The sequence below is a fragment of the Paenibacillus sp. IHBB 3054 genome (assembly GCF_051594305.1).
Lineage (GTDB): Bacteria > Bacillota > Bacilli > Paenibacillales > Paenibacillaceae > Paenibacillus_AQ.
In genome coordinates, this window is sequence record NZ_JBOFBG010000040.1 from 57,007 (window position 1) to 68,845 (window position 11,839).

Here is an 11,839-nt window from a genome sequence, read left to right on the forward strand (position 1 = left end):
ATCCAATGAGAAACAAGATATACGAAACAGATGATTTTCGTACGAGAATAAGGAGGAAACATTCATGCGTACCACCTATATGGCGAAACCAAACGAAGTTGAACGCACTTGGCACATCATTGATGCCGAAGGCAAGACACTTGGTCGTTTGGCCAGCGAAGCCGCTGCATTGATCCGTGGCAAACACAAACCGCAATTCACTCCACATGTTGATACTGGAGATTTCGTAATTGTTATCAACGCTGAGAAGATTCACCTTACAGGCAAGAAAATGCAAAACAAGAAATACTACCGTCACTCGATGCACCCAGGTGGCCTGAAAGTCACTGTTGCAGAAGACCTGATCAAGACTAAACCTGAACGCATGATCGAATTTGCAGTTCACGGTATGATTCCTAAGACTCGTCAAGGGGATCACATGAAGCTGAGATTGAAAGTCTATGCAGGCGCCGAGCATCCACATGCAGCACAAAAACCTGAAGTTTACGAACTTCGCGGATAAGAATAGAGGAGGACAGTTTCATGGCACAAGTACAATACTATGGGACAGGTCGTCGTAAACATTCGGTAGCACGTGTTCGCCTTGTACCGGGTGAAGGACGCATTGTCATTAACAAACGCGAGATGGACGAATATTTCGGTGTGGAAACATTGAAGATGATCGTGAAACAACCTTTGAACCTGACTGAAACACTGGGCAACTACGATGTAATCGTTCTTGCACATGGTGGCGGCATTTCTGGTCAAGCTGGAGCAATCCGTCACGGTATCTCCCGTGCATTGCTCAAAGTGGACCCTGAATATCGCGGTGCGCTGAAGAAAGCCGGCTTCCTGACTCGTGACCCACGTATGAAGGAACGTAAGAAATACGGCCTCAAAGCCGCTCGTCGTGCTCCACAGTTCTCGAAACGTTAATATCCCTTTGTTATCAAGGATATCAAGCCTCTGGCCTTTATGGCCAGGGGCTTTTATTTTTGCCTTAATGACAGCTGTGACCATAGCAATGGCTTGTTTTTATCTAACACTAAAGCCATGCAATATGGATCTCCAGAGATGATCGTTATCATGGAACATGTCCGGGACTTCTGGGATTTGTAAGGCGCAAACATTGTTAAAAGGCCAAGGAGTTTCGATGATTCCATGTACGGGTGCATGATTAATAACAAGCAGGTTAAATGTTCCTTTAACCATCCCGTTTAACACATCCAGCAGTTCAGCGGTTTCATGTATTGTGGCTTCGGTACGAATAAATAATACCTTGTCAGCGTCCATGAGGGTCTCGAGGAATCGCGGGATGCGGCGCTGTAGTTTTTCTTTTAGTTTTGGATAGCTGACAAGCTGCTCCGGTGTATTTTCAATTAGTGGAAAATCATGGTGAGAAAAAGCATGGTACGCTGCGTCCCTAACAATATAACATTCCGCCTTATAATTAATTCCCGTAATACTAAGATTAGGAAATTCCATGAAACGGGCGAACCGATTGCGCAATAGATTGCTTACACCTGCCAGAACGGGGGTCTCAACCCAATCAATCACCCCACCTACCTTTCGTAATAGAGTGCGGGATAATTGATCGGCAGCGAGGCAGTTATGTCCTAAACTGAAAATAACATCATAGGTACCCTTGATCTCATTCAATATCATGCGGATCCCCCCCAGATAATTTACTATATTAAATTAATGTCAAGAGAAAAGCGTTTGGACGATCATACATATTTAATTTGAAACAGGCACTTATTTATATCGAGACAAGGCATGGCCTCATAATCTATAAAGTGTTAAGTATAGTTGAGGCGGTGCGAGTAATGGTGAAAATATCGGTTTTGTTGCCTGTATACAACTCATCCCTTTATATTGAGGAGTCAATTCAGAGTATCCTTCAGCAATCGTATCCGGATTTTGAACTACTGATTATAGATGATGGGTCTGTTGATGGAACCTTGGGAAGAATAAAGGGTATTCATGACAGCCGTATAAAGGTGATTTCTCATGCCGTAAACATCGGGCTTATCAGAACATTGAACGAAGGCCTTTCGTTATGTACGGGTGAATATATTGCCCGAATGGATGGGGATGACATCGCATTGCCGCACCGTTTGGCACGTCAGGTGGCCTTTATGGATGCGAATCCGCATATAGGGGTTTGTGGTAGCCAAGCAGAATATATCGGCATAGCCGGGACTACGGTTAAACCACTAAATCATGACGAAATAAGGTGTTGGCAGTTTTTTCACTGTACGTTTGTGCATCCTACTGTCATGCTTAGAAAATCCATTCTGGATAATCATGGAGTGAAATATTGGGATTACCCCCATGCTGAGGATTTTGAGCTGTGGAACCGCTTGGGAGAGTTAACCCAAATGACCAATCTGCCTGAAGTGCTGCTAAAGTACAGGGTGCATACTAACCAGATATCTTACGTCCATGAATCTATGCAAGAACAGATGGCTGAGAGGATCATCAGGCAACAATTTGGGCAAATCGGGCTCAATCCCACCTATGAGGAGTACCAGCTGCATAAGGATTTCTGCCATTTTAGGATTCAGGTTCATGATTTCAATCAATACAACAGAGCGTTAGCATGGGCTCATAAAATCTTGGAGGCGAATAATCGGGTCCAAAAATACAACCATGAGGTTTTGAATTCGGTAGTATCTCAATGTTTTACCTTCTCTCACTAAGCTTGCCGCGTTTTTCTTTGAACTGGTATTACTCTGGTTATAAAACACCCGTTAACTACGTGAACAATACTCTATTAGCGCATTCACGAGTTGGTGGCCTTTTTAAAGTAGAAGTTGTGGTTTGATAATTCAGAGTTCCTGACTATATATTCTTCTTATTACAGCATATCTCTCGGTTTTTAGGGATATCAAGCCTCTTGCCTTTATGGACAGGGGCTTTTTATGGCGCTATAAATGCTATAAAATGCATTGACTTCCTCAGGGAAAGTTATATACTATTCCATATAAAAATAGTTGGAATTGTCGTCATAAGTTCAGCATTATCTTTAAGCTGCATAACTAGGATGGAGGAATACCGAAATGAATCTGCTTGAGAAAGAAGATTTGATTAAAGTTAAGGCCGAGGAACTGGAAAATGCCTCACCTGAAGAGATTATTCGTTGGGCAGTAGAAACTTTCCCTAACATCACCTTTGCCTGCAGTTTTGGAGCCGAAGATGTAGTACTTGTTGATATGCTGCAGAAGGTTAGTCCGTCAACGGATGTTTTTTATCTGGATACGGATTATCATTTCAAAGAAACCTATGAGACAAGAGATATTATGGCTGATAAATATGGAATGGAGTTCGTGCGTGTGTCGCCGCAGATATCTACGCAGGAACAAGCACTTCAATACGGTGATGCGCTATGGAATGTCGATCCTAACCAATGCTGTGCGATCCGCAAAGTAGAGCCGCTTACCCGCATTCTTTCCCAATATGATGCCTGGATTACTGGGATTCGCCGTGATCAGGCGCCAACCCGCGCCAATTCCAAAAAGGTAGAGTACGATTATAAATTCGGACTGGTCAAATTTAATCCGATTGCGCACTGGACGACTGAGGATGTATGGAATTACATCCGCGAAAATGATGTTGTATATAATCCGCTCCATGACCGCAATTTCCCGAGCATCGGCTGCGAGCAATGCACCCGTGCTGTTATGCCTGGCGAAGATCCACGTGCCGGAAGATGGTCCGGTTCGGAAAAAACGGAATGTGGACTGCATAAATAAGCAAGGCACGACGAGAAGCGAGACACAGGAGGAGAGAAATTAGATGACGTCAATACTTCCACATGGAGGAACACTGATTCAGCGTACAGTGGAGGGAGCGCAGAGAGAAGAACTGCTGCAGCAAGCTTCGGACTATAAATCAATCGCAATTAATACATGGACTATCTCTGATCTGGATTTGATTGCCGTGGGAGCCTTCTCACCGCTTACCGGCTTTTTAAATGAAGAAGATTATCATTCTGTCGTGAAAAGCATGAGACTTGCAGATGGCACAGTATGGAGTATTCCCATCACACTTGCTGTTGAAGATGAGGTGGCCTCAGGTCTGGCTGTTGGTGATACCGTGTCTTTGATCGGTGAAGAAGATGGTGTGATTTATGGTTTGCTGGATGTGCAGAGCATTTACAGCGTAGATCAGCAGCTTGAAGCACAGAACGTCTTCAGAACGACAGATCCGGAGCACCCTGGCGTCAGCAAATTGCTGGCCCGTCCGGCAACCTATGTAGGAGGACCTATAACGGTCTTGAATCGTCCGCAGCCGGAGAAGTTTGGGGAGTTCTACTTTGATCCGGCCAAGACGCGCCAAATTTTCGCTGATAAAGGCTGGAGAACGGTTGTTGGCTTTCAGACCCGAAATCCCGTTCATCGTGCGCATGAGTACATTCAGAAGTGTGCTATGGAGGTTGTAGACGCTCTGTTCCTCAATCCTTTGGTCGGCGAGACCAAATCCGATGATGTGCCAGCCAATGTGCGGATGAAGAGTTATCTGGCCCTGCTGGAGAATTACTACCCGGCAGACCGTACGTTCCTTGGAGTCTTCCCGGCAGCTATGCGTTACGCAGGTCCAAGAGAAGCAATATTCCATGCCATGGTCCGCAAAAATTACGGCTGCACCCATTTCATCGTGGGCCGTGACCATGCCGGTGTAGGTGACTACTATGGAACTTACGAAGCACAAGAGATTTTTTCCAACTTCACTGCTGAGGAGTTGGGGATTACACCGCTATTTTTTGAGCATAGCTTCTTCTGCATCAAATGCGGAAATATGGCCTCCAGCAAGACCTGCCCTCATCCGGGTGATCAACATCTGACACTATCCGGTACGAAGGTGCGTGCGCTGCTGCGGGATGGCCAGTGCCCGCCTCCGGAATTTACGCGGCCTGAGGTTGCACAAATTTTGATTGAAGGAATGTCTCAGGAAGTTAACGCTTAAATAAGAAGAGCCAGTACTATTTGGCCCTCTTGTCCCATATAGATGAGTAGAATCTATCGGGACGAGGGGGTCTTTGTTATGTCTGGCCGAAAGCAGCGGAAAGTCTCGGTCTGGATTTCATGGAACAGTATTAAAAAAAGCATGCTGGGCGCAGTGCTGCTTGCTGTGATGATCGGCATCATTGCTTATGATATGCCTACCGCCAAAACGCTGAACTATTGGAGCCTGCCATTGTCCGGTAAGATTATAGCCATCGATGCCGGCCATGGCGGACCGGACGGAGGGGCAGTCAGCCGTGAGGGACTGATCGAGAAGGATATTAACCTCTCGGTATCACTGTATCTGCGCGATTATTTGCAGCAGGCAGGGGCGATTGTAGTCATGACGCGTGAAGGTGATTATGACCTGGCCCAGGAAGGCACCAAAGGATATTCTAAGCGCAAGACAGAGGATCTGAAGCAAAGGGTAAGGACTATTGAAGAGAAGGGCGCGGACCTCTTTATCAGCGTGCATATGAACAGTGTCCCTTCCGGCCGCTGGAGCGGAGCGCAAACCTTCTATTATCCCAACAACGAAGGGAATAAAGCGTTAGCGGGCTTTGTGCAGGATGAGCTCAGGGCTACGCTGGAGAATACCGATCGTGTAGCTAAAACTGTGAATACAGTGTATCTGTTAAAAGCATTGAAAATGCCGGCTGTACTTGTGGAGGTAGGCTTTCTGTCACATCCGCAGGAGTCGGCTTTGCTTGGAGACGATGTCTATCAGCGGAAGGTGGCAACGAGCATTTACCGCGGGATTATGCGGTATGCTTCAGAGCAGCAGTGAGGAGGGACTACTCATCCGCAGAGGGGGAATGCTATAATAGACAAAAATACCGGAACCTTACCCGTCCGGAAGGAACAGAGGTGCTTTCCATGCTGACCAGGGAACAAATTCAGGAACTATTGCAGTCGCTTACAGACCCGGAATCCGGAAAAAGCCTTGTGGAGCTGCAGTTGATTCGCGATATTATGATCAAGGAAGACCGCATATCCTTATCGCTTGTATGTCTGGACCAAGATGAGAAGAGCCGTATGGAGTTGGAGCAGCAGGTGCGTGATCTGCTTACAGCGGGCGGAGCCGGCAATGTGCATATCCGGCTACGTGATGCCACCGACTATGAGCGCTCTATCTTGCGCGGAGAGAGCGTGGACGATGAGCCGGAAGATCGTCAAGGGGACAAGCTTAAAGGGCATGCAGCGGGTCATGAGGGCCATGAGCTGATTGGTGAGAACTCCAGCGTGAACTTCATCGCTATCGCCAGCGGCAAGGGTGGGGTCGGCAAATCAACCGTGACGGTAAATCTGGCAGTGGCACTCGCCCGAAAAGGGAAGAAGGTCGGATTGATTGATGCTGATATCTATGGCTTCAGTATTCCGGACATGATGGGGATTGAAGAGGGCCCGATTGTCGAAGAAGGCACAATTATACCTGTAGAACGTTTCGGAGTGAGGGTCATGTCCATGGGCTTTTTCATCCGTGAGAATAGTCCTGTCATCTGGAGAGGACCCATGCTTGGCAAGATGCTCCGCCAGTTCTTCAGCGACGTAGGTTGGGGAGAACTTGACTACATGCTGCTTGACTTGCCTCCAGGTACGGGTGATGTGGCGCTGGATGTGCATCAGATGCTGCCGCACAGCAAGGAAATTATCGTAACTACGCCCCATGCAACAGCAGCCTTTGTAGCGGCCAGAGCAGGGTCAATGGCTTTGCAGACAGAGCATGAGATTCTTGGGGTCATTGAGAATATGGCCTACTATGAATGCTCGGAATGCGGCAAAAAGGACTATATTTTCGGCCGCGGCGGCGGGGCGAGACTAGCAGAGACACTGCATACGGAGCTGCTGGCCCAGGTGCCGCTTGGCGCACCGGATAATCATATCTCCGAACCGGATTTCTCACCGTCCGTATATAAACCCGAAACAGCCACCGCACAGCTGTTTGCGGAGATGGCCGATAAATTGATTGCGAAGTATGAGCAGTAATTCAGATTGGCATTAAAAAGAGGCCGTCCCAATTCTAAGTGGGACAAGGCCTCTTTTTATTTAGGAACCGGAATCATCGCCGCCTTCTTGCTTCTGGCTGTCCCCGCCGCTTCCTTGATCGCCACCTCCTTTTTCCCCGCCTTTCTTTTCAACCTTCGGTTGAAGTTCATCTTGGACTACCGTTTTAAGCAAACCAAGCACTTCCATGCGGAATAAAGGATTCTGCATCGCTTCCTGCATAATGGTCATGGATTGCTTACGGTAATCTGAAGTTTTAGTAAGGTCTAGGAACATTTTCATCATTTCGGGCGACTTCATGATCTCTTCGATTGATTTTTGATACGTTGGATCTTTGATCAACTGAAGATGCAGCTCTTTGCTTTGGGTATTGATCGCTTTGGCAAATTCACCGGCAAATTGCGGATCGGTCATGATTTTTTCAATTTCTTTTTGATACTCTGGAGCTGTAATTGTGTCTTTGACGGCAATCCGGATTTGCTCTGTCGTTTGGAGCGGCATCATTTTCATGCTCAGCCCGCCGCCGCTTCCTTCGGAGCCGGAGCTTGGACTGGAGAGTGCCTCCTCTACGGCTTTCTTTCCCTCATCGCTTTTCAATATATCAACAACCATGGTCTTCATTTCCTTGTATCCCATCTGCCCGGATGATGAACTGCTCTGTTCTCCTCCGCAGGCCGTTAAAGCCATAATTAAGCTTAAAGCCAGGCCTCCGGACCATAAACTCCTCCATTTCATTGGCGCTGCCCCTCCTTTGTAGGATTCCTGACTGTAGTATGCCGCGCGAGCACACATTTATGTTGCAGTATAATGGTTTTTTGACGGTAAGCTTGGTAAAATAAATCTGACACGGGGAGGTGAACTGGCTGAGTATAAGGAAATGGTTTTATTTGTTCTGGACCACGCTTCTGATCGGTGCGGGCGGAGCGGTAGTAGCTGGACTTGCACTGCAGACTGTGAATGGCCGAATCGAGTTCAAAAGCACTGCCGATCTCTTCATTTACCCCCTGATCCTTTTTGGCTACGGCATGCTTGTCAGCGTTTACTCGCAGCTCGGCTTCTTTGCGTATCTGATTCTCAACTATATGGGAACGGGTGTGTTTCGGCGAAAGGTCTGGCAGTACATACAACTGGTGCTGGCTGTGCTTGCCCTGCTTGAGCTGATCTTCCTGCGAACCTTTGTAGGGGGAGAACGAAACGTTGTCTCTGATTTGATTCTGGGCATCGTTATATTGCTTACAGCCATTATTGTGTCCTACTTTAAAGTACGAAGCACGAATAGTTCAGCCTGGATTCCGACATTTTTCTTTATGACAGCCATCACGATAGTGGAGACGATTGGTGTGCTCCGCATAGGAGTGGACAGCGCTACCGTATTTATTGTAATTCCGCTTATTGCAAGCAATGCATTCCAAATTCTGATGCTGCACCGTATTCTGAAACCAAGAACAGGATAATTATGAAAATACAAAGAACCCCGTTCTCCAGATGAGAGGCAGGGTTCTTTGTGATTCCTCCAGCCGGCGATTAAAATCAGGAGGAGGAGGTTAATCTTAAAGACATACTACATATTTTAAAGATGCGGCTGTTCATGCTCACAAAACTTTGAGGAGGGGAATATATGAACATCAAGCGCTATATGATAAAAGACACAAACGCAACGCTCCTGAGCAAGCTTGATCCGAACGAAAGCGGCGACTTAACCAAGGAGGAAGCCGAGGTCAAGATGAAGGAGCTTAAAGAACGTCTCACCGAGCTGCAGGATATTCTATTTGCCCAGAAAAAGCATTCCCTGCTTGTCATCCTGCAAGGGATGGACTCCAGCGGGAAAGACGGCACGGTAAAGCATATTTTCTCCGGGATCAACCCTCAGGGTTTTATCGTCACCAGTTTCAAAAAACCGTCTCTGGAGGAAGAAGCCCATGATTTCCTTTGGAGAGTGCATATGAAGACGCCGCCCAAAGGCTACATTGCCGCGTTCAACCGCTCGCATTATGAGGATGTCTTGGTTCCCCGCGTGCACGGCAGTCTGCAAAAAAATGAGATGAAACGCCGGTTTCGTTATATCCGCCAGTTTGAAGAAATGCTGGTGGAGGAAGGGACAACGATCATCAAACTCTTTTTGCATATCTCCAAGGAGAAGCAGCTTGAGAAAATTCAGGAGCGGCTGCAGGACCCGACGAAACATTGGAAGTTTGACGCCAGTGACCTGCAGGAGCGGGAATATTGGGATGATTATCAAGAGGCTTATCAAGATGTATTTAAAGAAAGCAGTTCAAAAAACGCGCCCTGGTATTGGATTCCGGCCAATCGCCGCTGGTACCGCAATTATCTCACATTAGCCATTGTGGTGAAGACGCTGGAAGGGCTGGACTTAAGTTATCCGAAACTGAACACTCCAACGCCCGATATATCACAGCTGATATCACCACGCCATTAAAAATTACAGAAGAAGCAGGATAGAGTAGCGGGTTAGCCTACATTCCGGCAGCGTCTTCAATTCCATCGTCCAGCCAAGCGGAATCACGTACTTCCTTGCCCTCGGCGCTGCCTTGGCTGATTAACTCAGACACGGTAACAAATTCGTAGCCCTGGCTGCGCAGCTTATCAATGATAAGTGGAAGAGCCTCGTGAGTTTGTTTACAGGAATCGCTGGCATGCAAAAGCACAATATCTCCGGGATGAGCCTTTGTCGTTACTCGATTTACGATATTGTCTACACCAATGTTCTTCCAGTCTAAAGAATCGGTATCCCACTGAATGACCTTATAACCCAGGTCGCTGGCCACCTGAAGCACTCGTTTGTCGAAATCGCCGTTTGGCATGCGGATCAGATTCGGTTCCTTGCCAGTCAATTCGGTAAGCACGGTATGTGCTGTCGAAATTTGGGTGCGGATTTCCTCGTTGCTCAGCGCGCTGTAGTTTACATGCTTGTGACCATGGCTGCCAATCTCATATCCTGAATCTTTAATGCTTGTTACAATTTCCGGATGAGTCTTGCTCCAGGGTGACGACAGGAAGAAGGTGGCTTTATCCACTTTTTTCTCTTCCAGCACCTTGAGGATCGGTTCGGGCCTTTTTTCTCCCCAGCTAATATCAAAAGTTAAAGCGATCAGCTTCTTCTCCGTCGGCACGCTGTATATCGCAGAAGGGGCCGTTTCGGAAAAAACGGTAATATTGCCCCTCTCGACATAAACGACACCGGCGGCAAGAAGCGCAGCGGCAAAAATGTAAATGAACCGTTTTATCTTCTTGCCGCTGAATACATAAAAAGAATTCATACTGACAGCGCTCCTCTCCTATGCGAAATGCTTGTTTGTTCTAAATGTATGCTCGTACCCACCGCTTATGACCTCCTCTAGGACAGAAATCATAGTTAAGGCTTTTGAAGCAGGTGACGTCAAAACTTCCAGGAGGTGTCTATGCTATCCTTTTTTAAGTTTGCCAAAGATTTAACCACGATCCGCAAAGCCTTAATACTGGCAGCCATTCTATTCATCGCAGGGGGCGTGATTGGCTGGATAGGCACCGGCGCTATGCAAAAATTGATTGAACAGCAGCTGCAGGGTCTCAGTAATATCAGTAAAGATCTTAAAGAGTCCGACCATCCACAGTGGAGTTTTTTCAAATTTATATTTTTGAACAATAGTATCAAGAGTGTGTTCATTATTTTCCTCGGTGCCTTCTTTGGAATACTTCCCGCATTTTTTCTGCTCATCAATGGTGCGGTTATCGGATATTTAATCCACTTGTCGGTGCTTCAGGAACAGGATTTGTTTACGCTTATCGTTAAGGGGCTACTGCCGCACGGGATCATCGAAATTCCGGCAATCATTATCGCCTGTGCTTTTGGATTGCAGTTCGGCGGTAAAATATTCGCAGGTATATTCGGTACAGCCGCCAATAAAGAAAAGCGGAGCAATGCTTGGCCAGTCTTTATGCGGCAAACATTAACGGCATCGGTGTGGATTGTGATCCTTTTATTGATCGCCGCAATAATTGAAAGCACGATTACATTTTCACTTTTATCATAAAAAACCCGGGAATTGAGCATAACATTAAAGCCATCCGATTTTGGGGTTTCCTGACAACCGGAGTTATGTATTTGCGGCAAGACCATAGAGGTGATTTTTTCGTAATTATGGTTATAGATACTGCGCTCCGGTTAATCTAGTGTAAACGGATAAACAGGTACAGCTTCCCGTCATCCATGGACTATCTTCTATCACACAAGCAGCGGCATTTGAGGTTTTTGTAAAGATTAAATTTCATGAAGGAGGCCAAGCATATGTTGGGAATGTTGTTCAACGAGAAGGAATGTAAGGAGCTGGACTATGTTTTGCGTAAAGAGCTTGATGAGATGCTTCTGGATTTAAGTGATCAACGCTTGGACCAAAATATCAGGCATGCTATTGCCAATCGATATAAAACAGTATTTCGTATGTACGCACGTTTTGCTCCTCAGAAAGAGCTGTCTAAATATGCGTGGGGCGGCCGGTCATCCCAATTTAAACATTAAAATTAGAGGGCTGATACTTAGGATTCAATCGCTTGTCCATGAAATTAACTAAATAGGTTGACTAAAAGGGAGCCGCTATGATACATTATATCTCGCGCTCCTTTTCTATGTATTGAAAAGCAGCTGCAGGCAAGGAAAAACGAAAAAAACTTTTTTCAAAAAAAGGCTTGCCAAAACGATAAACACTGTGATATATTATAAAGGTCGCCGCTGAGACGCGGTGAAGAGTTAAAAAGAGACATTGATCTTTGAAAACTGAACAACGAGTGAGTGGGAAATCACGCAAGTGAGATCCAAAACTGATGAGTTTTACAGCGTATTTATACGCTTTGGA

15 protein-coding genes are annotated in these 11,839 nt (G+C 46.4%); 11 read left to right on the forward strand and 4 right to left on the reverse strand.

From position 1 onward, the window contains the following. The first annotated feature begins 64 nt into the window (after window positions 1–64). Both rplM and rpsI read left to right on the forward strand, forming a co-directional pair. The gene (gene rplM, locus ACQ76X_RS29295; protein ID WP_038597038.1) at window positions 65–502 is read left to right on the forward strand and encodes a 50S ribosomal protein L13; all 438 of its coding nucleotides are present in this window, start codon (window positions 65–67) and stop codon (window positions 500–502) included. A gap of 20 nt (window positions 503–522) precedes the next feature. After that, window positions 523–915: a 30S ribosomal protein S9 gene (gene rpsI / locus ACQ76X_RS29300; protein WP_025706574.1), complete on the forward strand. Its 393-nt coding sequence runs from the start codon at window positions 523–525 to the stop codon at window positions 913–915. Between the two features lie 99 nt (window positions 916–1,014). On the opposite strand, the gene ACQ76X_RS29305 is transcribed toward rpsI, so the two are convergent. Continuing rightward, a complete protein-coding gene (locus ACQ76X_RS29305; protein ID WP_438497300.1) occupies window positions 1,015–1,644 on the reverse strand; it encodes a DUF1796 family putative cysteine peptidase in 630 nt (209 codons plus the stop codon). Between the two features lie 161 nt (window positions 1,645–1,805). Between ACQ76X_RS29305 and ACQ76X_RS29310 the strand changes: the two genes are divergently transcribed. The 5 genes from ACQ76X_RS29310 (at window position 1,806) to ACQ76X_RS29330 (ending at window position 6,971) form a co-directional block, all read left to right on the forward strand. Then, window positions 1,806–2,681: a glycosyltransferase gene (locus tag ACQ76X_RS29310; RefSeq protein WP_438497301.1), complete on the forward strand. Its 876-nt coding sequence runs from the start codon at window positions 1,806–1,808 to the stop codon at window positions 2,679–2,681. Window positions 2,682–3,041: 360 nt separating this feature from the next. After that, window positions 3,042–3,734 carry a phosphoadenylyl-sulfate reductase gene (locus ACQ76X_RS29315; protein WP_038596980.1) on the forward strand — a complete coding sequence of 231 codons (693 nt, stop codon included), beginning with the start codon at window positions 3,042–3,044 and terminating at the stop codon, window positions 3,732–3,734. Window positions 3,735–3,777: 43 nt separating this feature from the next. Next, a complete protein-coding gene (gene sat / locus ACQ76X_RS29320) occupies window positions 3,778–4,947 on the forward strand; it encodes a sulfate adenylyltransferase (RefSeq protein ID WP_438497302.1) in 1,170 nt (389 codons plus the stop codon). Between the two features lie 78 nt (window positions 4,948–5,025). Continuing rightward, the gene (cwlD, locus tag ACQ76X_RS29325) at window positions 5,026–5,772 is read left to right on the forward strand and encodes an N-acetylmuramoyl-L-alanine amidase CwlD (protein WP_038596974.1); all 747 of its coding nucleotides are present in this window, start codon (window positions 5,026–5,028) and stop codon (window positions 5,770–5,772) included. An 89-nt stretch (window positions 5,773–5,861) separates the two neighbouring features. After that, window positions 5,862–6,971, forward strand: coding sequence for an Mrp/NBP35 family ATP-binding protein (locus ACQ76X_RS29330; RefSeq protein WP_438497303.1), 1,110 nt, complete (start codon window positions 5,862–5,864; stop codon window positions 6,969–6,971). 60 nt (window positions 6,972–7,031) lie between these two features. Here ACQ76X_RS29330 and gerD read toward each other — a convergent pair whose 3' ends face one another. Beyond that, entirely contained in the window at window positions 7,032–7,724 is a 693-nt protein-coding gene (gene gerD, locus ACQ76X_RS29335) for a spore germination lipoprotein GerD (protein WP_076112927.1), read from the reverse strand. A gap of 128 nt (window positions 7,725–7,852) precedes the next feature. Between gerD and ACQ76X_RS29340 the strand changes: the two genes are divergently transcribed. Continuing rightward, the gene (locus ACQ76X_RS29340) at window positions 7,853–8,443 is read left to right on the forward strand and encodes a KinB-signaling pathway activation protein (protein WP_438497309.1); all 591 of its coding nucleotides are present in this window, start codon (window positions 7,853–7,855) and stop codon (window positions 8,441–8,443) included. Between the two features lie 164 nt (window positions 8,444–8,607). Next, entirely contained in the window at window positions 8,608–9,426 is an 819-nt protein-coding gene (locus ACQ76X_RS29345) for a PPK2 family polyphosphate kinase (RefSeq protein WP_438497304.1), read from the forward strand. Window positions 9,427–9,463: 37 nt separating this feature from the next. Here the strand turns inward: ACQ76X_RS29345 and pdaB are convergent, their stop codons facing one another. Beyond that, window positions 9,464–10,267, reverse strand: coding sequence for a polysaccharide deacetylase family sporulation protein PdaB (gene pdaB / locus ACQ76X_RS29350; protein WP_038596963.1), 804 nt, complete (start codon window positions 10,265–10,267; stop codon window positions 9,464–9,466). Between the two features lie 141 nt (window positions 10,268–10,408). Here pdaB and ACQ76X_RS29355 point away from each other — a divergent pair, with 141 nt between their 5' ends. Both ACQ76X_RS29355 and ACQ76X_RS29360 read left to right on the forward strand, forming a co-directional pair. After that, window positions 10,409–11,020, forward strand: a complete 612-nt coding sequence (locus tag ACQ76X_RS29355) for a stage II sporulation protein M (protein WP_438497305.1) — start codon at window positions 10,409–10,411, stop codon at window positions 11,018–11,020. 254 nt (window positions 11,021–11,274) lie between these two features. After that, on the forward strand, window positions 11,275–11,505 hold the full coding sequence (locus ACQ76X_RS29360) for a hypothetical protein (protein ID WP_025336637.1): 231 nt from the start codon (window positions 11,275–11,277) through the stop codon (window positions 11,503–11,505). An 85-nt stretch (window positions 11,506–11,590) separates the two neighbouring features. Here the strand turns inward: ACQ76X_RS29360 and ACQ76X_RS29365 are convergent. Continuing rightward, window positions 11,591–11,839 (reverse strand): hypothetical protein (locus ACQ76X_RS29365; protein WP_438497307.1); only part of this gene is annotated, 249 nt, incomplete at its 5' end.

Bases quoted from the DNA above. Each gene is read 5' to 3' on its own strand.
- rplM (WP_038597038.1), top strand. From the start codon at position 65: ATGCGTACCACCTATATGGCGAAACCAAACGAAGTTGAACGCACTTGG.
- ACQ76X_RS29305 (WP_438497300.1), bottom strand. From the start codon at position 1,644: ATGATATTGAATGAGATCAAGGGTACCTATGATGTTATTTTCAGTTTA.
- ACQ76X_RS29360 (WP_025336637.1), top strand. From the start codon at position 11,275: ATGTTGGGAATGTTGTTCAACGAGAAGGAATGTAAGGAGCTGGACTAT.
- rpsI (WP_025706574.1), top strand. From the start codon at position 523: ATGGCACAAGTACAATACTATGGGACAGGTCGTCGTAAACATTCGGTA.
- ACQ76X_RS29310 (WP_438497301.1), top strand. From the start codon at position 1,806: ATGGTGAAAATATCGGTTTTGTTGCCTGTATACAACTCATCCCTTTAT.
- ACQ76X_RS29345 (WP_438497304.1), top strand. From the start codon at position 8,608: ATGAACATCAAGCGCTATATGATAAAAGACACAAACGCAACGCTCCTG.
- sat (WP_438497302.1), top strand. From the start codon at position 3,778: ATGACGTCAATACTTCCACATGGAGGAACACTGATTCAGCGTACAGTG.
- pdaB (WP_038596963.1), bottom strand. From the start codon at position 10,267: ATGAATTCTTTTTATGTATTCAGCGGCAAGAAGATAAAACGGTTCATT.
- gerD (WP_076112927.1), bottom strand. From the start codon at position 7,724: ATGAAATGGAGGAGTTTATGGTCCGGAGGCCTGGCTTTAAGCTTAATT.
- ACQ76X_RS29330 (WP_438497303.1), top strand. From the start codon at position 5,862: ATGCTGACCAGGGAACAAATTCAGGAACTATTGCAGTCGCTTACAGAC.
- cwlD (WP_038596974.1), top strand. From the start codon at position 5,026: ATGTCTGGCCGAAAGCAGCGGAAAGTCTCGGTCTGGATTTCATGGAAC.
- ACQ76X_RS29315 (WP_038596980.1), top strand. From the start codon at position 3,042: ATGAATCTGCTTGAGAAAGAAGATTTGATTAAAGTTAAGGCCGAGGAA.
- ACQ76X_RS29355 (WP_438497305.1), top strand. From the start codon at position 10,409: ATGCTATCCTTTTTTAAGTTTGCCAAAGATTTAACCACGATCCGCAAA.